The sequence below is a fragment of the Bacillus sp. EB01 genome, assembly GCF_000613125.1.
Taxonomy (GTDB): domain Bacteria; phylum Bacillota; class Bacilli; order Bacillales; family Cytobacillaceae; genus Bacillus_D.
Genome location: NZ_HG964497.1, coordinates 3,375,809 through 3,400,980, shown reverse-complemented (window position 1 = coordinate 3,400,980; position 25,172 = coordinate 3,375,809). Strand labels below are relative to the sequence as shown.

The following is a 25,172-nucleotide window of genomic DNA, read 5'->3' as shown; positions in this document are numbered from 1 at the left end:
TATTAACCTACTCTGTTGAACCCGCGGATTTCCGCTCCAATCAACTATGTTAAAAACATTAATCCTCTATCTCTTAGCCATTTTTATCTGGGAGTCCTAAATAATTGGCTCTGTTATAGCTGAATGTTGATTAAAAATAAGGGGAGAAATTCCGATTAAGTCGGGAAATACCCATATTTCCCTTATAATAAGGGGAGTTTTTCCGCTTATCATCCCGGAATCTATGAATTTTGACTTATTTTGAGAAGTTAAGGGGAATTTATCCGCTTATTTCTGCTACTTCAGGTGCCCGTGCGTACAATAGCCGGAAATTCTCCTCCTAATAATTTTCACCCTCAAGAAAATCAATAATGAATACTAACAGAGCCAAAGAATTATTATTCGCTTTACAGTTTCAAGGCCATTAAATCTTCACTATAAAATTTGCCCTCTATATTCAATGCCTGTGCATCTACACCAAAGGTTTTAAAACCGCATGACAGATAGAGATTTTTTGCAGGAATATTCGTAGAAGTGACGGCAAGATATATGTGGGAAGCACCTGGAATAAGTTTGGCCTTCTCCAGTGCCGCCTGGACCAGGGCTTTTCCTGTTCCCGACTTCCTGTATTGGGGTGCAACATACATCGCAACAAGATTAACACGGTGTTTAAGCTTATTCTTTGTTTCAGGAAAGATCGTCACGGTGCCAGCCAATTGGCCATTAACAAAAGCTCCAAGCGTCACTGATTCTAATCCTGAGAGCCTTTTTTCAAAAAATTCAACTGTCCGTGCAACTTCCTCTTCATAGCTTGATGAATATGCCTCTGGATGCAGCTTTAACGACCCGAGCCTCAACTTCTGATATTCACTCGCATCTCCCGCTTTTAGTGTTCTAATTTCCATTGTGCTCCCTCATTTCACAAAATCATGGTACTTTTTACCTAATTGGTATAGAATTTTAAATATAGTGACAATTTTAAGCCAGGAAGGCAGGAAAGACAATGACAACTGCAGTAAATTTTTTAAAAAAGATGAATGAGAAAATGGAAGTATTATTGAAGGGTGTGACCGAAGCAAGCTGGATGGCGCAGACAACCGGTGACGCTGAATGGGCTTCCCGGCTAAGCGATGCTAGTACTAAATTCAACTTGTTCTTCTCGGATAAAGATACATACGAACTTGCGAAGCGGCTTTCCAAACAAGAAGGTTTGACCCATGAGCAGAAACGGGAATTCGAGGCTTTTCTTACAAGCATGGAGGGAAATCAGCTTCCTGAAGACATACTCGCTGACCTTTCAAAACGGTCGTCTGAATTGAACCTCAGGTTTAATACATATACACCGTCTGTCGATTGTAAAGAGTACTCGGCCAACGATATACGCGAGGTTTTGATTAACTCCGAAGACCAGGAGCTTCGGAAAAAGGTTTGGTTTGCCAGCAAAGAGGTCGGAAAAGTCGTCGAGAAGGATTTGATCGGGCTCGTTAAAAAACGGAATGAGGCAGCACGCCTGCTTGGTTTTTCAAACCACCACGAGATATCATTCAAGCATCAGGAACTCGACCGCGATGAAGTGTTCCGCATCTTCCGGGAGCTGATTGAGCAATCAGACCCAACCTACCGCAGATTGAAGAAAGAGCTGGATGAGCGTCTTGCTGCAAAGTTTGGTATCCAACCTTCCGATATCCGGCCATGGCATTATGTTGATCCGTTCTTCCAGGAAGCTCCTCCATCCCAAGCTGCCAATCTTGACCGGTTCTTTTCAGGAAAGGACCTTGTAAAGCTTACAACCGATACCTTTAACGATATCGGCATAGATATAACACACTTGTACGAGAAAAGCGACCTGTACCCGCGCCCGGGCAAGAATCCGACTGCGTTCTGCACCGATATGGACCGGAAAGGAGATGTCCGTGTCCTATGTAATCTGACACCAAGCTCGTATTGGATGGAAACAAATCTGCATGAATTCGGCCATGCCGCCTATTTCAAATACACGGATCCTGCCCTGCCGTTCAGCCTCCGTTCGCCAGCCCATACGCTAACAACGGAAGCTATTGCGATGCTTTTTGGAAAAATGGGCAAAGATTCACGTTGGCTCAGCAAGTTTTTGCAGGTTGATTCGGAAACTCTTGCCGGTCTTGCTCCTGAACTGGAGAAATATCAACAGCTGCAAATGCTGATTTCTGCTCGCTGGATTATTACGTTTGTCTTTTTTGAGCGCGAGTTGAATGAAAATCCGGACCAGGACTTGAACAGCCTCTGGTGGAAAACCGTTGAGGAAATTCAGCTGGTCACTCCGCCGGATGACAGAAGCAATCCTGATTGGGCAGCGAAAATCCATTTTACCCTTGCGCCGGTTTACTATCAGAATTACCTGCTTGGTGAATTGACCGCCGCCCAGCTGCAGCGACATGTCGAGCGTACCATTTCCGAGGAGTTTTTCACCAAAGAAACAGGGAACCTGCTGGTTGAAGAGTTTTTCAAGCCTGGGGCACTGTATGAGTGGAACGAAAAAATACGCCTTGTAACAGGTGAAAAGCTGAATCCGCAGCACTTTGTGGAATTGTACTGTTAAGCTATAATGCCCCGGACGATATGTCTGGGGCTTGTTTTATTTCCACAATTAGCATTTTAAGTTTTTGACCTGTTCTTTCAATATATCGATTTCGTTCAACTTTAGTTGTGGGTAATCTTTAGGTGTGCTTATTCTATATGCCCTTTTTTCAAATACTTGGCAGATATGTAATGTAGTCCAAAAATGTATCGCGCCGTCTAATAGAGCTTCGAGAAAATCCTTTTTAGGAAGGTCGGCTTTCGTATACACCTCATTTGGCTCCCATTCATCTATAAGTTCAAAATTTATGAAATTGTTATTTATGGTGTTCATTTTCATCAAGATAGGTTCAATCCCATAATCAAGTTCAACACTTCCCTCTTCAAAAAATATCTTTATCGCTTGGACATAATCGTTCCACAAATCCAAGCCTGATGGACAATGCTCCCCAATCACTATATTGTTCTGGTACCTTATTGTGATAAGCATTTGAATGTGTTCAGGAGTGAATTTAGGATGATTAAAATAATCTCTCAGTTTTAATTCATTATCTATTGATATGAACTGTTCATCGGGATATTCAAAACATTGGGGTCAGTCGGTTTAAATGAAGGCAACTGTAACAATGTCTTTATTTCAAACATAGGAAACTCCTTTTCGGAAAATTGTTTGGTAAATAACAGTTAGTTCTGTCTGCTACAAGCTATTTTTTATGGTACTAACTCATTAAACGGAATTTTTCCGGCTATATGAGTAAAACTAATTAATTTATGAAGAGATTTCCTACTTAAAAGATAGGAGCGGAAATTACAGAAGTACTTTGGTTTAATCTATACAGGAAGATTCTAAGTATATTTAATCTGAAAAAACCAACAACATTGTAGGCGTATATACATAGTATATGTGGGGGTGACATAATGCCGAGAGTAAAATACCGCGATTCAGACGTTGACTTGATGGCCAGGATGATGAGAGCTGAAGCTGAAGGCGAAGGAAAACAAGGGATGTTATATGTTGGGAATGTTATTGTTAACAGGGTGAAAGCAGATTGCACTGATTTTAAAAAAGTAAGGACAATTCCCCAAGTTATTTTTCAAGTACAAGGTGGAAATTATTCTTTTGAAGCAGTCCAAAAAGGAAATATGTTTTATCAACGGGCACGCCCTGTTGAAAGAAGGCTGGCAAAGATGAATTTGGATTATTGGCGAGAACACCCAGCGAAATACTCACTATGGTATTTCAATCCATTTGGCCCTTGCCCGCCAACATGGTACGACCAGCCTTTCGCCGGCCAGTACAAGAATCATTGTTACTATGAGCCAATTGCAGGAACATGTGAAAGTGTCTATACCGGAGGATGAGCTTACTCAATGAGTAAGCTTTTTATCCTCGTTTAGAGTTGGGGAAAACTAATTCGGCGATTTTGGAATTAATTCGGCGATTAAAAAAGGATGGATTATTCCTGATTAAACCATAGGGGATCATTATCATCAACATCGCCATTATAATTGATAAGAATTTCATCGCCTGCTTTTATATCGGTGTGTGCATAGAACTCAAAAGTATGGTTATCAAAGTTGATCTCATAAAAAGCATTTGGTTCATAAGAATGGTTAAACAGCATGCCGTACCCAAGAAGGATGGCTGTGTGGTTTTTCCCATACTCAAAGGCATAATCAGCCAGCAGGGTTTTCTCAATATGCTCATGCTGTTCATTAGGATAGGAAATGACAGGAGCTTCATGGATAAGCTCGCCTTTTTTGAAATCACGGGTTGCAAATACCCCTCTATTAAATTCCCCATCGCTAAGTGGAGATGTTTTTACTTCTATCATCAAATCGCCTACTTACTTTTAAATTTTTGCTGCAATCCTTATAAAAAAGAGCTACACTTGCTTTGATAACTCGTCAACGCGATTCCTTTGGCGGCTGGCATACGTCACACTTACGCTGGTGATTATTCTTAAATTTGGTAAAGGTTTTTTCGTAATTGCTTCCACACGAGCATTTGAAAAGTAGTTTTTGCGAAAAACCGTGATATTCAGTCGATAACAACTTACTATCTGAATTTTTCTCAACAAATTCTTTAATTTTACCGATGGTCCATCGTTTATTCATTCTTACACCTCCATTTTTTAACAAGCGGAGGCTTTTTGGCATCCGATTAAGTCCTTAAGTTCTTTATTATATCACGAGCTCGTACTCATTCATAACACTTTTACGTACAACCAATTAAACCCCGGACCAAAAAATGCCGCCATGAACTTAGCAGCAAAGTTGAAAACTATATATTATTACTCAAATTGTCCTTTATCGTTTAAAGTTTAACTTATTCAATAATTGAGCTGTATCCCCTTTAAAAGTGAAAAACAAAGCTTTATTTTGACCATCAAACAAAAGCAGAAATGGGTCTTCGTTATCTGGGAATATCACGATTACTTGATCTACAAGCTGGTTAAACCATTGATTTTCCACCTGGATTTTTGGATCGAGTGGAATTCTAACCATAAAGCCCTGTTTTGGAATTGGATTTATTTTTGGATAAAGTCCATTTATTCCTTTAAGGTACTTTGCCGCTTCCTGATGAGTATCAGGGGTAACAGGCGCGGTCTTAACCACTTTTTCTTGAGTAATATCAAAAATTTCTATTCCTACATTCGTTTCGGCGAAAACGAAATTGTTGGTTAATAATCCAAGAATGAGAAAGCATGCGACTATCTTTTTAATCATTTGAACCACCTCTAAAGGTAGTATCTCCAGGTAACAGCTTTGCTCCTCTGCCTGTTTTACCCACCCCAAATAAGAATATCCCCCAATCCCTTTGGACTGGAGGATACCAATGTTATTCACAAAGACAAATTTAGCCTACCCTTTAAGCCGCACCAATTTTCCTTTAGCAAGTGTAAAGGCAAAGAGCAAGCCCGCCAGTGCCATTACACCCGCCACCATAAACGCAACCCGCATCCCGTCAAGAAGTGCGAGTGGTGGCAATGATTCGGAAGACGTTCTGGCAAAAACACTCATGACCGAGAAAATTAACGAGGTCCCGATTGAACCGCCAACCATACGGATGGTATTGGACATTGCAGTCCCATGTGGAATCAGTTGAAATGGCAATGCATTGATTCCCGACGTCATTAAAGGAGTCATCAGCAGTGAAACACCAAACATTTGAAGCGAAAAAAGTACTGCAATATATTGAAAAGGCGTTTCCATTCCAATTGTCATATACAGCAAGGTGGATAGAAAAATAAACACAAAGCCCAAAATCGCCATCCCTCGGGCACCAAATTTATCGAAAAGCCTTCCAGAGATTGGTGCCATCGCGCCTGTTAATATAGCGCCCGGCAAGAGCAACATACCGGATTCAAGGGCCGTGCCGCCTCTCACATTTTGCACGTATAGCGGAAGCAGCGTTTCTATTCCAATCAACAACGCAAACATGAGTACGGATAAAAATGTTGTGACTGTAAATTCCCTATACTTGAATACACTGAAGTTCAGGATAGGGCTTTCAAGTCGGTTCTGCCTCTTGATAAAGAAAACCAGGGCAGCTATTCCTAGAATGATCGAGCCTATAACCGTTGGGGCAAGCCAGCCCATTGACCCCACCATACTGAAGCCGTAAAGCAGTCCTCCCCATCCAAATGAGGAAAGAATAATTGAATGAACATCCACACGTACTTGCTTCTTCTCAGTGACATTTTTCATCAAGAAGACAGCTAAAACCAATACAATCAAGGAAATTGGCAGAACTGTATAAAACAAGTATCTCCATGTGAAATGGTCTATGATCCAGCCTGACAAAGTCGGTCCGATTGCCGGTGCAAAGCCGATGACTAACCCACTCATCCCCATGGCAGCGCCCCGTTTTTCCGGCGGATAAAGCGTAAGCAGGACAGTTTGCATTAATGGCATGAGAATTCCAGCCCCAATCGCCTGCAGGACCCTTGCAATTAAAAGGACCATAAAGGTTGTTGAAATTGCTCCAAGGAGTGTACCGAAACTGAACACACTCATTGCAAAAATCAACAGGCTTTTCGTACCGAATTTTTCTATTAAAAAAGCTGTGATTGGAATCATAATCCCATTCATCAGCATGAACGCTGTCGTGACCCATTGCGCCTCGTTTGGCTCAATGCCAAATTCGGCCATGATTGGCGGAATTGCCACAATCAATAAGGTTTGGTTCAATAACGAAACAAATGAGGCTGCTAGCAGTAAGCTGACAATCGTTGTCCTGTTGAAGTTAATGGGTTTTGAGGTATACATTTTTTCTCCTTTTTGGTAAAAAATTCACGTGCTAACCTATCACCCATTTTAAACAAGCGTTCTGCTTTCGTATAGTAAAAAGAATTTACAAAGCGCTATACGTTCCGAAAAAAACGAATACTAAAAGCCTCCAATCCATTAGGATAAGAGGCTTTCTTTTATCGCTTTGCCGCTCGGGAATTTCTTTTTCTGAATGTAAATCAACCTTGCTGATAGAGCGACACCGGCTGCAAATAGCCCGAACGTCAAGCCAATCCAATACCCCGTCGCACCTAGGCTGGTAAAGTGCGCAAGTGCATAACCCGATGGCAGGCAAATGAGCCAGTAGGCAATCAGGGTCATTACAAATGCCAGGTTCACATCTTTGTAGCCGCGCAGTGCTGCTAGTGCAGTCGCCTGTATTGCATCAGCAAGTTGGAAGAATAATGCGTAGATCAAGAATGCGGCGGTGAGTGCAATAACGGCGGGGTCGTTGGAATACAGGCTGGCAACCTGGTACCTGAATAACACAACCAGTATACCGGTGACCAAGGCTATAATGACGGATACGCCAATACCGAGCCAGCTGTACACTTTTGCATCATGGTTCCTCTTAGAACCGACCTCGAACCCTACTAGGACAGTGAGCGCCATCGAAATCGACAATGGGATCATATATATGAACGAAGCAATGTTCAATGCAGACTGATATGCAGCAATTGTAGTAATGCTGAATTTTGAAATCAAGATCGTGACAAGTGCAAACATGCTTGTTTCAAAAAATGCCGACAAGCCCATTGGAACGCCGATTTTTAGAATCTCGGAGAGTTCTTTGCCGACAACTTTCTTGAAGTTTGTTAGTGAAAAGTACACCGAAAATGGTACTTTTGTTTTAATAATAAAAAAGGTAATTCCACAAATGATCCAGTAAGTAAGCGACGTAGCGTAACCCGCTCCCGCTCCGCCCATTTCCGGAAAGCCCAGATAGCCATAAATTAGGACATAATTCAAAAACAAGCTGAACGGCAGCGATGAAAGCAGAATGACCATGACTACCCTTGTATTACCGAGTGCATAAATGAATGAGCGCAATACATTAAAAATAAATAGCGGAATGATTCCAAAACTTAAACCAACGAGGTATGCATGGGCTGTGTCCTGTACGCGTGGCTCTAGATTCATAAAATCGAGCAGCGGATTCAACACAATAGCCCCGATAATCAAAACAATAATTGCAATAATAAGTCCCAGGTAAATCCCATGTGAAAGGGTTGAAGCAACTTCTTTATCCTTCTTCTCTCCTATACGCTGTGCAGCAATCGGTGATACAGCAAGCAGAATTCCGCTTAAACCGATGAAAACAGGATTCCAAATTGACGATCCAATTGCGACACCGGCAAGTTCGGAAGCATTGTAACGTCCCGTCATAACCGTATTGAAAAATACCATTGAAAACATCCCAAGCTGGGTTATCAGGATTGGGATTAGCATTATAAAGATCTGTTTCATTTTTTCTTTCATTGTGAACGTTTGATACATGTCAAAACTCCCGATCTAAATCAATAATAGTATTCCTTCTTTAGAGACTGAGTCTCCCTTAATATGAATTTGGTTGAAAAAGTTTCGAGTACAAATTAAAGCTGCTGGTGTGCTGAAATGTCCTTGAAATGGATTTTCAAGGACATTTTTACTCTCTAAAAACGTGAAATGTCCTCGAAATTCGTTTTCAAGTACAATTTGAAGCTACTGCAATCAAGAAATGTCCTTGAACTGTATTTTCAAGTACATTTAATGTCTCTCCCGGTATCACAAAAAATGTGCCCAACGAGCTGTATTGGAATCATTTTGGACTCCGCAGCAAGGCAAAATGTAGCCAATAAGCTATATTGTAATCATTTCACCCGTTGTACCAGGTCAAAATGTGCCCAATAAGCTGTATTGGAACCATTCCACGATCAAAGTAACTACAAAATGTCTCCAATGTCTTGCTGGTTGGCTAATTAAGTGTGTACCAATATCCTCAAGAAGTGCTGATTAGATTCGAAACATTTGTTCAATACCTAACTAGTTCTCTAAGGTTACACTGCTCATAATAAGGTTTCAGAGCTCCTAAAATAGCCTTCACGCAACCAGTTGTTGTGTAGCGCCCGTAATCGTAATACTCTATCCTATTTTGCCATTTCAATAATTTCTTTCAGTTCGTTTGTGAAACCCTTTACTGCTTTTCCGCCATACACTGTAACGGGGACGCCAAGGTAGCCGAATTTTTCAACTTCCTCTTTGAAGGCAGGGTTCACCGAAATGTCTCTCACTTCGAACGGAATTCCCTCTTCACCAAGTACTTTTTTAACCATCGTGCACTCAATGCAGTCATTGGTTGTATAGACAATGATTTTGTCTTCCACTTTACTTTCCTCCAAGCCTTTTAAAAAGATAATAATGTGTAATTCCATCTTCAGGGAAGTTTTCGAGTTCGCCATAGATCTCGTAGCCCTGCTTTTTATAGAATTCAGGCGCTTGAAAGCTGAAGGTATCAAGCTTTACAAGAGTGCAGCCTTTTTCCTTTGCATACTTTTCGGCAAATGCGAGGATTTCACTCCCCTTCCCCATGCCTCTAAACTTTTCGTCAAGCCAAAAGATGTCGACATATAAGCATTTGAGCTTGATAGAGCCGGTCAGGCCGCCTACTATTGCTTCATTTTGATCCCGAAGGAAGATATGTACGTCTTCAGATGGAGAGGTGTAGGCCTCCGATATATATTCTTTATTATATTGGACAAGACTTTCCCTGATAAAAAGTGCTCCGTCAGGATTGGTCTCAACGCTAAGTTTGTACTCGCCTCCCATTTAAAAACCCCCTTTTTATATAAAAATATGGATAACCGCGAAGCTTAAAAAAACAAAAGCCATCGTGTAATGATATTTTCTCCGCTTGCTGGTCGCTTTTTTATGCCGCCGATATCCACTGTACAACAGGAGAGGCAGAATTGCCATTGCAGTGATTCCGAAAAGAATTTTTATCTGGATCACGTTTTCCAAATGAGAATATCCCATGATTAATCCATGGGCAAAAATTAAAAATGTCGCTGTAATAGCAAAAGGGATGTGGTATTTCATCATCTTTTTTGAAATCCGGGCCAGTGTCACCTTCACATCCCTTACCCGGCTTTTCCTAATCATGAGAAAAACAAAATACATGTTGGTATTCACTAAAAACAAAATAAACGCAACCTGTGCAGCCACTTTTTTCCGAGCAGAATTCCACTCGAATCATAACCCCGATAAAAAGAAATAACTAGAATAATCGCAACGATAAGTGCATTCGTTAAAAACCAGCGGATCAACATGGGTAAGGCCACTCCCCTGATGTCAAGTTATTTATTTCAATATTCACAAAATTAAAACTTCTCGAAAACGTTTCCACTATAGTATACTTGCAAAAATAAATTTTCCAGTCGTCCATTCAGATTGTTTAAAAGTTGAATATATATTTAACAATACTAACAGAGAAAACGTGCAAATGGGGGTAATATGAAATGATTTGTTTCTGCGAGGAATTGGATAGAGAGAAGTATGGGATTACGGACAAAATTGTCATTCTCGAGGGCAAGGAAACGATTCTTAATGTGTACGGATTGAAAAGTGGCCATTACCTTGAACTTGCCGGTATTGACACGAGGCTTTTAACAATGTTTTATAAGTCTCTGATACCTGGCGTTGATTGGTTCATCGTTGTGTATGATTATAAGCAATTTTGCTCTGATGCCGAAATGAAGGAAGCAATTATATGGCATGAACTTGGCCATATCGAGCACCCGGTTGAAAAAAACCAACACAATGTTGAATCTGAAATACGCTGCGACGAACTTGCCATTAAGCGTGGGTATAAGGAAGGAATAAAAAAAGTCCTCGACCTGACCCATTCTATGGCGCGAACATTAAATAATCAGCTGCTAGCCGATATGACAACCCAACGATTGATGAGGATGTCGGGTTGATTGTTAACTATAAAATAGTTATGTCAAGATACTCGATAAAACTTATTCAAATTCCTGATTCTTAGATTTTTCGTAACCATCACTCACTAATTGAAAAACCTGCCTATCTTCGATTTCATCTGGTCCCTGTGCTCTGCGAATTGCCGGTGACGGTGTCCATTGCTGCCGGAAGGATGCGGAAAACCATGCAGCAAATGTTCAGTGTCAAGGAATCCCTTCTTCCCCAGCTCAACAAGTACTTTTTGAAAATTAACTCCAAGAGGAATAATCAATGGTGAGCGAAGTACACTGTGATCCTTGGCGAAATACGTACACACATGCCTTTGCAGCAAATCTGTTTTCCAAATGTCCGGCCGGGAGCCATTATAATTTTTCCCATTGAAAAAAACGGCATGAGGAAGCACTGATGCCGTATGTACCAGGTGGTTTGCATCACCAAATAACTCCATTGAGGTGTTCATGCCAAGCCAGTCTGCAAGCCCCAATTCATCGAGCATCGCCACCAAATTCCGGCGCATCGGGCCTTCAAAGCTCGCGCGCTTTTTTACTTCGTGGAGAATAGCCTCATCCTTCCACCGTTCATTCCCCAATTCCCATACTGTTTGAAACGCAATCTGCATTTGATGCATGCCAGGTGTAATGCCGGCAATCAGGATTTTCGCTTCCGAATTAATGTAGTCAAATGGCGTATAATAAATTTCCAACTTCCGAGCCTCGTCGCCGTCTAACAGGAATTCTGGTCCCCTAAGATTTTCTTGTATTAAAGGGGCTTGCAAGGAAAGAATCCTCTCTTTATATGTAGAAAACATCGAGCTGCCGACTATACCCATTGCAATCCCCTTTCAGAACGCTAGATAACGCAACCTGTGTCTTTTTTTCAAAAAAAAGCTTTAAAGCCCCGAAGCAGTCCAGCTTTCCTGCTGCTTGCGGATTGTTACAATTTGACCGATATGGTATGCAGTATGAAGAAGGTATCCAGCAATGAGCTTCGTCCAGTATTCTTCATTAAGTTTACCGGGGTTTTCATTCATGGCAATACGCCAGCCTTCGATTGCTTGTTCGAGGCGTACAACTTCCCTCTTCCAATTCTCTTCGGTTTTTTCCTGTTCCGGTACATCGAAAGTACGCGCATTTTCAAGATGGGCAATCTCTCCAACTGTACCGGGCTTATATTTTTCCAAAAAGAATTCGCTCCAATACGCAAGGTGGCGAAGGTTGCCCCAGATTGAGTTGGAACTTTCATTCGCCTGCCATACCGCCTGTTCGAACGTGACACCATTTAGCGCATCCTTCAGTCCTGTAAACCATCCCGATGCATCATAAACCGCGGCCAGCTGCTCAAGGAATATGTCTTTTCCTATTGTTTGCACTTCGTTCATTGAATTGCTCCCCCTTTGCCAAGATGAATTTATTTTAACATCATCAATTTAGGCAGGGCAAACCGGGAAGCGAATAACCCTTATGACAAATTCCGCATACTACATACGTATCCCAATAAAAGGAGATGTACCATTTGAAAAAGTTTCTTTCAGTCTTTCTTCTTCTAATGCTGGCTATCACAGCTATCGCCCCTCAAGGGAATGCCGCGAAAAAGGACGGCCGGAATCCTGTTGTGACAGTTAAAAGCTCCTCCGAGCAATTCAAAATGAATTATCGAACTCTTTGGACTGACCATGTGTTTTGGACAAGAGATCTTGTAAAAAGCTCGGTTGCGGGTCTTGATGACACAGGTCCAGTTCTAGCACGACTATTGAAAAACCAGGAAGACCTTGGCAATGCCATCAAGCCTGTTTACGGTGAAGCAGCTGGGAACACGCTCACAAATCTCCTAAAGGAGCATATTACGATTGCGGTTAAAGTCGTCGAGGCAGCCAAGGCCGGTAATACCGAAGCACTCAACAGGGCAAACGCCGAGTGGTTCCGCAATGCTGACCAAGTAACTGATTTTCTTACTAACGCTAATCCGAATTTGAACAAAGTCCAGTTTAAGGAAATGTTCTATACACATTTAAGGCTCTTGACGGACATGGTAGTCGCCCGCATCCAAAAGAATTGGGATGCAGATATCCTGGCCACTGACCGGGGAAACCGCCATATCCTGATGATGGCAGACGCTATATCCGGTGCGATTATTAAGCAGTTCCCGGCAAAGTTTAGTTAATTTGGACTTCTACCACTCGACTGGGTAACTAGGCAGAATGTATCACCAGATAACAGAATATATTTATATGAGTATTATAATGGGGTGATTTGATGCGAAGTAAACTGCTAGTTGCCCTTTTGGTTTTTATCCTCGTCGGCTGTGAACAGCCAGCAGAAAGGTCAGTAAGGACTCAAAAACTTTCCTTTGAACAAATGGATATCAAAGAGGCAGTCTGGAAGCAGTTAACAAGAATCCAGAAAGAGCAGATTAATGGTAAGTGGGAAAATGCAAAGGTATCCATCATCAAATTAGGAGAAAGCGAAGGCGCTGAAGTCTATCAGCTGCTATTTCCAAAGAAAAACGTCTTGAAACCGGAAAACATCATTGTATATGCAGACCATGATAGTCATCAAATTATAGGATTCGGATTTGTTGAATGAAATTTTTTTAAAAAAGAGGCTGAAACGAAATCGTTTCAACCTCTCTTCATTATTTACTATTATTCTTCATCCATAAATGGATAAGTTATATCTGTTGTTGGTGCAAAGTTTTCTTTGATAACGCGAGGGCTGGTCCAACGAATCATGTTGAATACAGAACCTGCTTTATCGTTTGTACCTGATCCACGTGAACCGCCGAATGGCTGCTGGTTAATCATTGCGCCTGTTGGCTTATCATTGATGTAGAAGTTACCGGCTGCTCCGGACAAGCGGCGTTCTAGGTGCACGATTGCCTGGCGGTCCTGAGCAAAGATAGAACCAGTTAGTGCATACATGGAAGCTGAATCCACTGCATCCAATGTTTCTTCCAGTTTGTCATTCTCATAAACGTAGATGGTGAGGACTGGTCCGAAAATCTCTTCACACAACGTTTTGAAGTTTGGATTCTTCGTCAGAATGATGGTCGGCTGGATGAAATATCCTTTAGAATCATCATACGTACCGCCAGCTATGATTTCTGCATCTTCAGAAGCCTTCGCAGTTTCGATAAAGCTAACAATTGAATCAAACGCAGGTTTGTCAATTACCGCACCCATGAAGTTTCGGAAGTCGCGGACATCACCGACTTTAATCTTCGCAGTTTCTTCCAGCAAACCAGCTTTTACTTCTTCCCACATGCTTGCAGGAATGTAAGCGCGGGAAGCAGCAGAACATTTTTGGCCCTGGTATTCGAATGCACCGCGGACAAGGTTGGCTACGACTTTATCTGCTTGCGCACTTTCATGGGCAAAGACAAAGTCTTTACCGCCTGTTTCGCCAATTAGACGAGGATATGAGTGATATCTATGGATATTTTCACCAACTGTTTTCCAAATCGTCTGGAACGTGCTTGTTGATCCAGTGAAGTGGAATCCGGACATACGAGGGTCTGTCAGTACCACTTCTGATACTTGTGAACCGCGTGATGGAACGAAGTTGATAACGCCTTTTGGCAATCCTGCTTCTTCAAGGATTCGCATAAAGTAGTAGTTTGCCAGAATTGAAGTTGATGCTGGCTTCCAAACAACTACGTTACCCATCATCGCAGGTGCTGCAGGCAGGTTACCGCCGATAGCTGTGAAGTTGAATGGAGAAATCGCCAATACAAAGCCATCTAATGGACGGTAATCTGTACGATTCCAAATATTCTTCATGCTTGCAGGCTGGATTTGATAGATTTGATTTGCGTAATCTACACCAAAACGCAGGAAGTCTATCAATTCCTGTGCAGAATCGATTTCTGCCTGGTAAGCTGTTTTGGATTGGCCAAGCATAGTTGCAGCATTCATGACATCACGGTATGGACCAGAGATTAGGTCAGCTGCTTTAAGGAAAATAGCTGCACGGTGTTCCCATGCCATATTTGCCCATTCTTCTTTTGCGGCCATTGCTGCTTCAATTGCATCGCGCAGTTCTTTTTCTCCTGCTTGGGAGTAGTTGGCAAGAACATGCTGATGGTCATGCGGCATAACAACTTGCTTGATTGTATCTGTTTTTACATCCTGGCCATTAATAATGACAGGGATCTCAACTTTAGTTTCAGATTGTCGTTTTAATTCAGCTTTTAAGGTTTCCCGTTCTTTTGTACCTGGTGCATATGTGTTACCAGGCTCATTTGTAGGTGTCGGGATTTTGAAAATTCCATTGCTCATTCGTACCCATCCCCTTCTGTAATAAAATTATATAGGTATAACTACTCATACCGACAAATTATAACATACTTTAACGAAACTTGCCTTCTTTGTCTCTCCAAGATTGCCTTACCTTTAAAGCACCCATTTTTGGATTGCTTTTGCAACTCCATCTTCTGTGTTCGGTGCGGTGACCCAGTCCGCTGCCTCCTTGACTACGTCCTGGGCATTGCCCATCGCGATTCCAAGCCCTGCTTCTTTTATCATAAGTATGTCATTCAGGCTGTCACCTACTGCCATCACGTTGTCCATTTTGAACGAAAGCAGATCGCACACCCGATTCAACGCTGCGGCCTTATTGATGCCGACAGAATTAACCTCGATATTGGTCGGGCTTGAGTTGCTGACTTCGAGCTCGCCTTTTTCCTTGAGCAACGCTAAAATTGCCGCCCTGATTTCATCGTTTGGTATATCAAAACCAAACTTCAGCCATTCACGCTGATCGAAGTCGTCCGGCATCTTCTCTCTGAAAACCCCGTTTGTGCTGATTGCCCAGAACTTAGTTTTATGTTCAGTAGATAGATCGTGCATCCACTTCATTAATGGAATGCTGACAGGGTTTCGGGCAACGAGCTCTCCATCCGGCCCCCAAACTTCCGCACCATTTACGGTCACGAGGTATGAAGATAATTGTAGGGAAACTGCATATTCCTTACAAGTGGCCAGGCTCCGCCCTGTACTAAGGACAACCTTTACACCTTTAGCCTCCGCCTGCCTAATAGCCTCACGATTTGCCTCTGAAACCTTGTGCTCTTCATTCAGCAATGTTCCATCCATATCCAATGCAATCAGTTTAATGTCTAGCTTGTCTTTATTCATGCTTCACACTCCATGGCTTGTTTAGTTTCTCTTCTATAAATACTAGCATGATAAAAGAAGTATTTAAAACAAGAGGCCTCTCAATCGTTTTGGACTTGAAAAAACTAAAAGCAACAGGCCTCTTTTAGGGTCCTGTTGCTTAATGGTTTTCATTCAACTTTTAAGGGGTTGTAGCGCTATTTTCAACTGGCTCGTTTTCTTTTTGCCGCTTTTCTTTATGCTCAAAATACGCATCGAGCACTTTTTTTCCAATTGTGCTATTATAACCGGGGCCGCGGCTTCCGGAATAAGCCCATGGCACAACGACCGCCATTGCCACTTCCGGTTTATCAGCCGGAGCATAACTGACCAGGCTGAGATTCATTACAGCAGGTGGAATTTTCCCGAAGTTTTTCCTCTCAAAGCCATCATAAAAAGATTCAGCAGTTCCGGTTTTTCCAGCTGGATTGTATGCTGCTTTGGAAAATGTTCGAGTTGCTGTTCCTTCAGAACCATGCATGACGCGCCAGAACCCTTTATGGATTTGATCAATCCAAACCTGGCTGCCATCGAGTTTGTTTAGGACCTTCGGCTGAAACTCCTTGATCAAGGGGCCAAGTTCTTTATTATCCAACTCTGGCTCGCGTATTTCTTTTAAAATATGTAGCTGCACTCTTTTCCCGCCGTTGGCAATCGTGGAAACATATTGCGCCAGCTGCATCGGGGTATACGTATCATACTGGCCAATCGCCAAGTCGAGCAGCTTCCCCCCTTCCAATGGACCCGGGAATCCCGCCGACTCTCCAGGAAGGTCAATGCCTGTCCTCGTTCCTAGCCCCAACTGGCCGAATGATGATCTCATTTTATTAAAACCATCCAAATTTATACTCAAAGGCTGATTAGGCTCATAATAGCCTCCTCCGACTTTGATTGCTACTTGAAACATATAGACGTTGGAGGAAAGCTCAAGAGCCCTGATATTATCAGTCCAGCCAATTCCTGCTCTCCAAGAAGATTTTTCATCCGTTCCTTTAATTAGCATAGGTGCATCATAAAATGAGCTGCCGGGTTTTATGACGCCCTCTTTAAAGCCTGTATAAATGGTTGCCCCTTTTACAGCGGAGCCAACATTATAGGATGTGGTAAAGGTACCTAAGGCATAATCGCCCATTTCATACTTTCCTGTATCCTTATTACGTTCGATTTTTTTCCCGGCCATGGTCAGGATCTCACCGGTATGTGGATTGGTAAGGACAACAAACGCCCGATCAAGAAGAGGTGAACTGCCGCTTCTTTTTCCAGCCCATAGTTCGTCTTCAATTATTTTCTCAACAACTCTCTGCAGGTCCATATCAATGGTTAGGACAATATCCTTTCCCCGCTTTCCCTCTGACACAAGCTTCGTCTCAATAATTGTCCCTTTTTTATCTGTTTCGTTTTTGACCTGAGCCTTCTGGCCGCGGAGGATATCCTCATATTGCTGTTCGATATAGCTTGTACCAACTCTGTCGTTCCTGCTGTATCCCCTCGACATATAGTAGTCGAGCCTTTGTTTCGGAAGCCCCTTTTCATCATCAGATACATTACCGAGAATCGATCTGAGGGTGTCCCCGAATACATGCTTGCGTTTCCAATCAGTCGTGGTATCTACTCCGGGAAGATCTTCAAGGTTCTCACTTACCGCAGCGAACTCCTTATCGGTTACGATTTCAGCATCATTATCATCTTCAGGGCTTTTCTGGTTTCTGCCGCTTTTAACAATTTGCGGAGACTGTGCATAGCCTGCTTTAAACTTTCGATAAATAGCGAGCACTTCCATTTCAGCCTTGTCGCTCGTGATGCTTTCAAGTTCGGCTTTTGTCACCCGTTCTACTTGAAGCCGGTAAATATCCTTGTCTTTCAATTTCTTTTCATCATATAAATCCCATTCTTTTTTGGTTATCTTAGCATTAGCCTCTATCTTGTTATTCAGAAGCCAGTAATCTATTAATTCCCATTCGGGTATTTTTCCTGGCCTTTTATCAATCAGTTTTGCCAGTTTCCTAGCAGTTTCAAGCATTTCTTCTGGTTTGGTGTTCTGGTATTTCGTATAGATAATTGCATTTAAAGGAGTATTATCCACGATAATATTTTTGTTCCGGTCATACATCTTCCCCCTGGGAACAGGATATTTTACAGTAACATCCTCAGTCCGTTCTACTTCTCTCTTAAAATCATTACCATATACTATTTGGACTATGCCTAGCCGAACAATCAACATGGAAAACAATACAAATACACCTAGGAACAGCAGGTTTAACCTGAGAGGTACATATCGCTTTTTCTTTTTCTTTTGCTTCAAACTCTTCACATCCTAGCATCTATATATTTCCATTTTATCGACAATAGGTTACTTTTACCATACAATTTTTCAGAATTTGTAGAATTGCTAGTGTTTTATGGAACAAAAGCGCAAGCGCCTTCGTGACAGGCAAAGAACGCCTGTCCCTGCGATGATTATTCTAAGGAGCTTTCCTTAGTGGTCATCGCCGTACAAACTGGAGGGACTTCGACTGAGATAAAGTGAAACTTCCATTAGCGTCTTTTGCTGATGGTTAGTTGAACGAATTGGACCTTTAGGCTCAGTTGTCTCCAATGGAGACTTACTGAGCCTTAAGTGTGGGATAAAGGAATCACGAAGAGCGATAGCGCATTCGTGCATGACTTATCGTAGGGGGGTGGCCTGAAGTTTGCGCACGCGTAGGGGCTGGAGCTAGACGTAGATACGCTCAGTAATAAAAGTTATTTTCACAGTCGCGAATTCTATAATTTCCTTAAACATAAAAAAAACAAGGGAACCAGCAACTAAACTGGCCCCCTTGTTTCTTTGATTAACTATTTTCCGAAAGGGAAATCCATCTTTTACCATTGAGTATATGACTTTCTCGCCACTATCTTAAAGCTCCGTCCTGATTGCCCATAGCTCCGGAAAGAATCGTTGGTCGAGTACCTTTTTCAGGTAGCCTACTCCAGATGAGCCGCCGGTCCCCTTCTTGAAGCCTATGATTCTTTCAACCGTCTTCATATGGCGGAAGCGCCATTGCTGGAGCCAGTCTTCTATATCAACCAACTTTTCAGCGAGCTCGTATAGTTCCCAATAAACTTTCGGGTTTTTGTAGACTATCATCCAAGCAGCTTTGACAGACTCGTTCTCCTTGTATGCCTTTGTAAAATCCCGTTGTAGAACCTCTTCATCCACTGGTATCCCCGCCCTATGAAGCGCATCGATTGCCACATCATAGAGCCCGGGAGCTTCGTACGCTTTTTGGAGCACCTCCAATAACTCGGAATCCTTTTGATAGATTTTCAGGATGTGAGGTGTTTTGTAACCAAGCGCGAATTCCAGCATTCTGTATTGAAATGATTGGAACCCTGAAGCCTGGCCAAGGGAATCGCGGAACTCCATATATTCAGAAGGCGTCAGTGTCGAAAGGACATCCCAGGCCTGAATAATTTGTGATTGGGTCTTTGAGACACGGGCCAGCTTTTTTTGAGCAGAAGCCAGGTCGCCTTTTTTTATAGAAACAATTGCCGCTTGAACTTCATGGAGAATCAGTTTCATCCATAGCTCGTTCACCTGGTGGATGATAATAAATAACATTTCATCATGATGGCCGGTCAAGCGACTTTGTGCTGATAGAATTTTATCCAGCTGCAAGTATTCACCGTAGGTCATATTTTTCGAAAAATCGGTATGGATCGTTGACTCGGACGCCGTTGCATGGATTTCTTCGTTGCTCATGCAGATCCCCCTTCCAATCTTCTAAGCACTGCACGGACGGGGCTTCCGTCGGCATCTTTTAGCGGAAGCGGCAGTGCAATCAGCTCATACTCACCATCTTCCACCCTATCAAGCATAATGTTTTCCAAAATATGAATACGATGCTGATGAAGGGCATGGTGCGTTTCCATGTTCTTGCTGTCGAGCGGGTCAACGGACGGGACATCGACTCCGATTAAGATGACGCCCTTTTCACCAAGATAATCAGCAATGTCTGCTTCAATGACCGGAATCTTTTCAGGAAATAGCCGCGGGTTATTCGGGATGGATGTTTTCAATAACAGCCGCTTCACTCCGTCTAGGTTGAAACTACTTAGAGCATTTCTATCAATCCTGGAAAAAGAAGAAACGTCTATCACCCGGGCAGCCCCAATAAACACCTCAATATCAAGGTCGAGGATTTTCGCGCCATTATTATCAAAATGAAACGGCGCGTCAACATGGGTTCCTGTGTGAAGGCTTGTGGTGATACGGCCGATGTTGACAGAACCTGTTTGTTCTTTTGTAAAAGCAGTCTCATAGCTAAATGGCGTGTCTCCCGGCCAATGGCCAATTGTATCATCTAGTGGTTGTGAAATATCGATCCATTTTCTCATGCCACAACTCCGCGTTTGTTTTCGAACTGCTTGTATTTTTCATCGATCATAATTGCTTTTAGAATTTGGACGGTATTCCAGACGTCCTCGAATGTATTGTAGAGGGCTACCGGTGCAAGCCGGATTCCATTCGGCGAGCGAAAATCCGGGATGACTCCATCCGCCTTCAGTGCCTTGCAAATCCTCGCTGCTTCCGGATGCTCCAGGAAGATATGCCCTCCGCGCGTTAAATCATCAAGAGGATTTCGTATTATCAATCCATGGTTTTTCAATTCACTTTCTATCAAGCGCATCAGATAGTTTGTTAATCCCAGTGATTTTTTTCGGATTTCTGCCATGCCTGCCTCATTGAACATTTCCAGAGAACTGATTAGTGGAGCCATGCTGAGAACGTTTGGCGTGCCAATCTGAAATGCTCCAGCATCATCCGCTGGAGTCAGCGTGTGTTCCATATCGAATTGCTTTTCCTTGTTAGAGCTGAACCAGCCGGCAAGACCTGGAACTGTTCCGAAATGGCGGCTGTTTACGTATAGGCCGCCAGAGGCTCCCGGTCCTCCGTTTAAATGTTTGTATGTGCACCAAAACGCGAAGTCGACATCCCAGCTGCTAAGCTCATGAGGAATCGCCCCAATCGAATGGCAAAGGTCGAAACCGATAGGGATACCACGTTTGTGCGCTTCTTTTGTTAAAAGTTCGATATCAAGGACTTGACCACTCCTGTACAACACACCAGGCAAAACAATCAAGGCAATATCCTCCGACATGGCACCGATGATGTCTTCCTCTCGCAGTGTATGGCCGTCGCGGCTTTTTACTCGTATTAGATGCTCATCCGGGTCAAAACCTTTTAAGTGGAGCTGGCTTTGCAGGGCATAAATATCGCTGGGAAAATTGAGTTCGTCCGCGAGAATCTTTGTTCTTTTTCCAGATGGTTTGTAAAATGTTGCAGCAAGCTGGTGAAGGTTCGCCGTGGTAGACCCGGTTACAATCACTTCTTCGGCAGCTGCTCCAACTAGCGGAGACATCTTTGCTCCGAGAGATTCGGCGAGGTAATACCAGGGATTGTCCCCGGAAGTCCATCCATCAATTCCAAGCGTTTTCCACGATTCCAGAAGTTGAAGTAAGGATGCCTCTGCCCTTTTCGAAAGAAGCCCCAGAGAATTGCCGTCCAAGTAAACCATCCCTTTGTTTATATAAAATTCATTCCTGAACCTGCCAAGTGGGTCTTTCCGGTCAAGTTCTTTTGCATATTCATATGTATTGTCCACAAAAACCAACCTTTCAGAAAATTTAGTCCACTTAATAAAATTATAGGGTTTGCTTATCATGCCGTCAAAAATTTCAAGAATAGAGGATTTTCACTTTGTAAGGGAGAATACTATTTTCTATGACTAGAAAGGGGTTGTTTAAATGAAGCAGCAGATTACACCATATCTTAGTTTTAACGGGAATGCCCGCGCAGCTCTGGAAAAATATCAAAACGTTTTCGGAGGAGAACTTGAGGGTCTGCAAACATACGGGGAAGCTGATTACCCGACACCGCCTGGAGCCGACGACCTTCTGATTCATGGCCGGTTCCGCAAAGGTGATCTGACAATCATGGTTTCAGATGCAGCTGCAGGACATGAAGTTACCATAGGAAGCAATGTTTCACTTGTTCTGGAATTTGAAAGTGAGGAAGAAATCAGGAATGCCTATGAAAAGCTTTCTGATAACGGAACAGTCTACATGGAACTGCAAAAAACATTCTGGGGAGCGACCTACGCTAAAGTCCGCGATGAATTCGGAATTACATGGGAGCTTAACTTCCAGGAATAGATTTAATCGAAAGTCCGGCTGATGCCGGGCTTTTTGATTTGATTTGGTCCACCTCTCCAATAGCCGGCATATCCCTCGCCTTTTATGCGCACTTTTTTAATCTCTATGGGCACTTTCTCGATTTCTATGGGCACTTATCTATTTCAAGTATTCTTGTTTTATTTTTATGTAATTCATTTTTAGCGACTCCGCTACTAGTAACAGCTTACTACCGTCCAAGACAATTAAGGCCCCCTTCTAAAGAAGGGAGCCCAATTATCAGCCAGTATTCCTAAGTCCTGCAGCAATGCCGCTAATAGTTAACAGAATTTCATTCATCAACTCATCATCATTATGATCCTTCGCTCTCAATAGCTTAATCAGCTCTACCTGGAGGAAGTTAAGCGGGTCGATATAAGGATTACGTCTGCGTACAGATGCCTTGATGTTTGGTGAGTGATCAAGCAGTTCCGAATCTCCGGAAATTTGAAGCAGAATTCTTCGTGTCCGTTTGTATTCGTCTTTAATATTCCTGAAAATCCGATCCCCTGCTTCCTTATCATCGACGAGTGCCGCATATTCCCTTGCTGTCGTGATATCGGCCTTTGTCAGCGCCATTTGCAGATTGTCGATGGTCGAACGGAAGAATGGCCACTTTTCGTACATTTCCTGAAGCAGCGCCATATTCTCCTCGCCTGCCTCAGCAAAGCTTTCGAGTCCGGTGCCTGCAGCATACCACCCTGGCAGAAGCTGCCTGCTTTGAGTCCAGGCGAATACCCACGGAATCGCACGAAGATTTTCGAATTTCTGCGAATTCTTCCTTGCCATCGGCCTTGAACCAATATTCAGTTCACCTATCTCATTTAAAGGCGTTGCCTGGTTAAAATAAGTCAGGAAGTCTTGATCCTCGAATACCAGTGACTGGTACTTCGCGAGTGATGCCGCGGATATTTCCTCGATTGCCGCGACAAAACGCGGGTCCCGGAAATCCTGTTCAGACTCTTTCGATACATGAGTAGCCACCTGCAGCATTGTTGAAGTTGCCTGTTCAAGGCTTCGGTAAGCGATATCCTCAAGGAGATAGCGGGATGAAAGAACTTCACCCTGCTCTGTAATTTTAATGCCATCACCAAACGTTTCCGCCGGCTGCGACAAGAGGCTCCGATTCAATGGACCGCCGCCGCGCCCTAGCGAACCGCCGCGCCCGTGGAAGAACTTAAGACCGACATCGTACTTCTTCGCCATCTCATGAATTTCCAACTGTGCTTTGTACAGCTTCCAGTTCGCCGTCATGGTGCCGCCGTCCTTGCTTCCGTCTGAGTAACCAAGCATAATTTCCTGGCGGTCGCCTAATCTGCTCAAATGCTCCCGATATAAAGGTATGTTGAACAGAGTTTCCATGATTTTTGGTCCTGCTGTCAGGTCATCAATTGTTTCAAGAAGCGGTGCTACATTCAAATCCGATTCAACCGACCCATCTGCATGCAGCCTGTAAATACCTGCTTCTTTTGCTAAAAGCAGTACTTCAAGCAGGTCGCTGACAGACTCTGTCATACTGATTAAATAAACTGAAATTGACTGCCTGCCGAACTCCTGATGAGCTTCACGGATTAGCTGGAAAACACGAATCATTTCCTGTGTTTCAGGTGAATAATCTTCGTGAAGAAGGAGCACCGGCCTTGGGTCCTGGAGCAAATTCAAAAGGATTTCCTGCTTTTCCTCCTCTGACAGGCTTCGATAATCCTCGGCAATCCGGACCTTGCGCAAAATCTCAGTTATTGCGGCCTCGTGCTCGCCGCTATGATTCCTGATGTCCAGGGTCGCAAGATGAAATCCAAACAGCTTAACCTGACGGATTAATTTTTCAAGCATCTTCAGTTCGCGGTTTGCCGGATGGTGGGTATATACACTACGGCGGACGATTTCGAGATCCTCGAGGAGTTCCTCAGGTCCATTGTAACCGACCTCACTTTGCCCTACCTGCTTTACGCGCTCAATCATAACAGCGAATTTGCGGCGGTATTGTTCCTCTTCCACAGTCCATCGCTTTTCTTCCGGCAAAAATAACTGCTCGTCCCGCTTGACTGACTCAATCATTTCATCACTGATTTCTGCTCTTGATGTAGCATGACTGAACCGTCTCATCAGTTCCACAAGGACATTCCGATATTTTTTCAAAACAAGCTTGCGCTGGCGTATCAAGGTTTCCCATGTCACTTCCGCAGTCACATGAGGATTCCCATCCCGGTCGCCGCCAATCCAAGATCCAAACCTAAGGAATGTCGGCACCTTCCACTTTTCACCAGGATAATAGTGGACAAGGCACTCCTCAACCTCTTGGTGAATATCAGGCAGTACATCAAATAAAGTTTGATCAAAGTAATAAAGGCCATTCCGCACTTCATCGATGACCGTCGGTTTCCTGTCACGCAGTTCATCTGTCTGCCAAAGAGCAGCTACTTCATTAAAAAGGCTCTCTTCGATTTTAGTGCGTTCTTTTTTTGATAAAAGAGGATTATCGAAACTTTTTAACAAATCAGCAATCCGCTTCTGAAGTTCAAGCACAGAGCGCTTCGTCGCCTCGGTGGGATGCGCTGTGATGACGAGTTCAAGCGACAATTCAGCAAGCACATTACGGATGATTTCAGGATTAATCTCATTTTCCTTTAAAGAAAGGATTGCCCGGTCAATTGAACCCGGCTGCTTATCAGCATCCTCTTTTAACTGATACTCGCGGCGCCTGCGGATCCGGTGGTTTTGCTCGGCCGCATTGATTAAATGGAAATAGGTCGCAAATGCCCGGATCACTTGTTTCCTAAGGTTTGGATCCAGGTTTGCGATTTCCTGTTTAAGTTCATCGTATATGCTTTTATCAAAATCTTCACGGAGGTCCTTGCACATCAACCTGAGTTTTTCAACCGTTTGAAAAAGTGCCTCTCCTCCATTGAATGTAAGGATTTCCCCCAGGATATTACCTAGCATTTTCACATCCCGCCTAAGCGGAAACATGCTGTCATTCGTTGCCATTGACTCACCTTCCCAACACATTTCTATAAATTTTCTT

General features: G+C 43.1%; 25 protein-coding genes. 6 read left to right on the top strand and 19 right to left on the bottom strand.

Annotated features, from left to right (window positions below; all coding sequences use genetic code 11):
• Nucleotides 1-386: 386 nt before the first annotated feature.
• Complete coding sequence (locus TY16_RS15575) at nt 387-884, bottom strand: GNAT family N-acetyltransferase (protein ID WP_043932768.1); 498 nt, start codon at nt 882-884, stop codon at nt 387-389.
• A 98-nt stretch (nt 885-982) separates the two neighbouring features.
• Here TY16_RS15575 and TY16_RS15570 point away from each other — a divergent pair, with 98 nt between their 5' ends.
• On the top strand, nt 983-2,557 hold the full coding sequence (locus tag TY16_RS15570) for a M2 family metallopeptidase (RefSeq protein WP_043932767.1): 1,575 nt from the start codon (nt 983-985) through the stop codon (nt 2,555-2,557).
• A 48-nt stretch (nt 2,558-2,605) separates the two neighbouring features.
• Here the strand turns inward: TY16_RS15570 and TY16_RS15565 are convergent, their stop codons facing one another.
• Entirely contained in the window at nt 2,606-2,992 is a 387-nt protein-coding gene (locus TY16_RS15565) for a hypothetical protein (protein WP_231505632.1), read from the bottom strand.
• 461 nt (nt 2,993-3,453) lie between these two features.
• Here TY16_RS15565 and TY16_RS15560 point away from each other — a divergent pair, with 461 nt between their 5' ends.
• Nucleotides 3,454-3,897, top strand: coding sequence for a cell wall hydrolase (locus TY16_RS15560; protein WP_043932765.1), 444 nt, complete (start codon nt 3,454-3,456; stop codon nt 3,895-3,897).
• A 95-nt stretch (nt 3,898-3,992) separates the two neighbouring features.
• Here the strand turns inward: TY16_RS15560 and TY16_RS15555 are convergent, their stop codons facing one another.
• From TY16_RS15555 to TY16_RS15520, 8 genes are all read right to left on the bottom strand, one after another.
• Nucleotides 3,993-4,370, bottom strand: coding sequence for an SET domain-containing protein (locus tag TY16_RS15555; protein ID WP_043932764.1), 378 nt, complete (start codon nt 4,368-4,370; stop codon nt 3,993-3,995).
• Between the two features lie 73 nt (nt 4,371-4,443).
• A complete protein-coding gene (locus tag TY16_RS26950; protein ID WP_043932763.1) occupies nt 4,444-4,653 on the bottom strand; it encodes a hypothetical protein in 210 nt (69 codons plus the stop codon).
• Between the two features lie 192 nt (nt 4,654-4,845).
• The gene (locus TY16_RS15545; RefSeq protein WP_043934777.1) at nt 4,846-5,265 is read right to left on the bottom strand and encodes a hypothetical protein; all 420 of its coding nucleotides are present in this window, start codon (nt 5,263-5,265) and stop codon (nt 4,846-4,848) included.
• A 135-nt stretch (nt 5,266-5,400) separates the two neighbouring features.
• Nucleotides 5,401-6,807, bottom strand: coding sequence for a DHA2 family efflux MFS transporter permease subunit (locus tag TY16_RS15540; RefSeq protein ID WP_043932762.1), 1,407 nt, complete (start codon nt 6,805-6,807; stop codon nt 5,401-5,403).
• Nucleotides 6,808-6,945: 138 nt separating this feature from the next.
• Entirely contained in the window at nt 6,946-8,325 is a 1,380-nt protein-coding gene (locus TY16_RS15535; RefSeq protein ID WP_043932761.1) for an MATE family efflux transporter, read from the bottom strand.
• A 629-nt stretch (nt 8,326-8,954) separates the two neighbouring features.
• A complete protein-coding gene (locus TY16_RS15530; RefSeq protein WP_155922263.1) occupies nt 8,955-9,191 on the bottom strand; it encodes a glutaredoxin family protein in 237 nt (78 codons plus the stop codon).
• Nucleotide 9,192: 1 nt separating this feature from the next.
• Nucleotides 9,193-9,633 (bottom strand): GNAT family N-acetyltransferase, encoded by a 441-nt coding sequence (locus tag TY16_RS15525; RefSeq protein ID WP_043932760.1) that lies wholly within the window; start codon nt 9,631-9,633, stop codon nt 9,193-9,195.
• 15 nt (nt 9,634-9,648) lie between these two features.
• On the bottom strand, nt 9,649-10,005 hold the full coding sequence (locus TY16_RS15520; protein WP_052342756.1) for a hypothetical protein: 357 nt from the start codon (nt 10,003-10,005) through the stop codon (nt 9,649-9,651).
• Between the two features lie 317 nt (nt 10,006-10,322).
• On the opposite strand from TY16_RS15520, the gene TY16_RS15515 reads away from it, so the two are divergent.
• On the top strand, nt 10,323-10,784 hold the full coding sequence (locus TY16_RS15515; RefSeq protein ID WP_043932759.1) for a hypothetical protein: 462 nt from the start codon (nt 10,323-10,325) through the stop codon (nt 10,782-10,784).
• A gap of 86 nt (nt 10,785-10,870) precedes the next feature.
• On the opposite strand, the gene TY16_RS15510 is transcribed toward TY16_RS15515, so the two are convergent.
• On the bottom strand, nt 10,871-11,614 hold the full coding sequence (locus TY16_RS15510; RefSeq protein ID WP_052342755.1) for a hypothetical protein: 744 nt from the start codon (nt 11,612-11,614) through the stop codon (nt 10,871-10,873).
• A gap of 60 nt (nt 11,615-11,674) precedes the next feature.
• Nucleotides 11,675-12,163, bottom strand: a complete 489-nt coding sequence (locus tag TY16_RS15505) for a DinB family protein (RefSeq protein WP_043932758.1) — start codon at nt 12,161-12,163, stop codon at nt 11,675-11,677.
• Between the two features lie 134 nt (nt 12,164-12,297).
• Between TY16_RS15505 and TY16_RS15500 the strand changes: the two genes are divergently transcribed.
• The gene (locus tag TY16_RS15500) at nt 12,298-12,945 is read left to right on the top strand and encodes a hypothetical protein (RefSeq protein WP_043932757.1); all 648 of its coding nucleotides are present in this window, start codon (nt 12,298-12,300) and stop codon (nt 12,943-12,945) included.
• A gap of 92 nt (nt 12,946-13,037) precedes the next feature.
• Nucleotides 13,038-13,367: a hypothetical protein gene (locus TY16_RS15495; RefSeq protein WP_043932756.1), complete on the top strand. Its 330-nt coding sequence runs from the start codon at nt 13,038-13,040 to the stop codon at nt 13,365-13,367.
• Nucleotides 13,368-13,426: 59 nt separating this feature from the next.
• Here the strand turns inward: TY16_RS15495 and pruA are convergent, their stop codons facing one another.
• From pruA to kynU, 6 genes are all read right to left on the bottom strand, one after another.
• A complete protein-coding gene (gene pruA, locus TY16_RS15490; protein ID WP_043932755.1) occupies nt 13,427-15,058 on the bottom strand; it encodes an L-glutamate gamma-semialdehyde dehydrogenase in 1,632 nt (543 codons plus the stop codon).
• A gap of 114 nt (nt 15,059-15,172) precedes the next feature.
• Nucleotides 15,173-15,916: a Cof-type HAD-IIB family hydrolase gene (locus TY16_RS15485; RefSeq protein ID WP_043932754.1), complete on the bottom strand. Its 744-nt coding sequence runs from the start codon at nt 15,914-15,916 to the stop codon at nt 15,173-15,175.
• A 160-nt stretch (nt 15,917-16,076) separates the two neighbouring features.
• A complete protein-coding gene (locus TY16_RS15480) occupies nt 16,077-18,245 on the bottom strand; it encodes a peptidoglycan D,D-transpeptidase FtsI family protein (RefSeq protein WP_442853224.1) in 2,169 nt (722 codons plus the stop codon).
• 585 nt (nt 18,246-18,830) lie between these two features.
• Nucleotides 18,831-19,676, bottom strand: coding sequence for a tryptophan 2,3-dioxygenase (kynA, locus tag TY16_RS15475; RefSeq protein WP_043932752.1), 846 nt, complete (start codon nt 19,674-19,676; stop codon nt 18,831-18,833).
• Entirely contained in the window at nt 19,673-20,311 is a 639-nt protein-coding gene (gene kynB, locus TY16_RS15470) for an arylformamidase (RefSeq protein ID WP_043932751.1), read from the bottom strand. Before kynB ends, kynA begins: the two co-directional genes overlap by 4 nt.
• The gene (kynU, locus tag TY16_RS15465; protein WP_043932750.1) at nt 20,308-21,579 is read right to left on the bottom strand and encodes a kynureninase; all 1,272 of its coding nucleotides are present in this window, start codon (nt 21,577-21,579) and stop codon (nt 20,308-20,310) included. The genes kynB and kynU overlap by 4 nt, the downstream gene beginning before the upstream one ends.
• 142 nt (nt 21,580-21,721) lie before the next feature.
• On the opposite strand from kynU, the gene TY16_RS15460 reads away from it, so the two are divergent.
• Complete coding sequence (locus TY16_RS15460) at nt 21,722-22,129, top strand: VOC family protein (protein ID WP_043932749.1); 408 nt, start codon at nt 21,722-21,724, stop codon at nt 22,127-22,129.
• Nucleotides 22,130-22,387: 258 nt separating this feature from the next.
• Here TY16_RS15460 and ppc read toward each other — a convergent pair whose 3' ends face one another.
• A complete protein-coding gene (gene ppc / locus TY16_RS15455) occupies nt 22,388-25,135 on the bottom strand; it encodes a phosphoenolpyruvate carboxylase (RefSeq protein WP_043932748.1) in 2,748 nt (915 codons plus the stop codon).
• Nucleotides 25,136-25,172 lie beyond the last annotated feature (37 nt).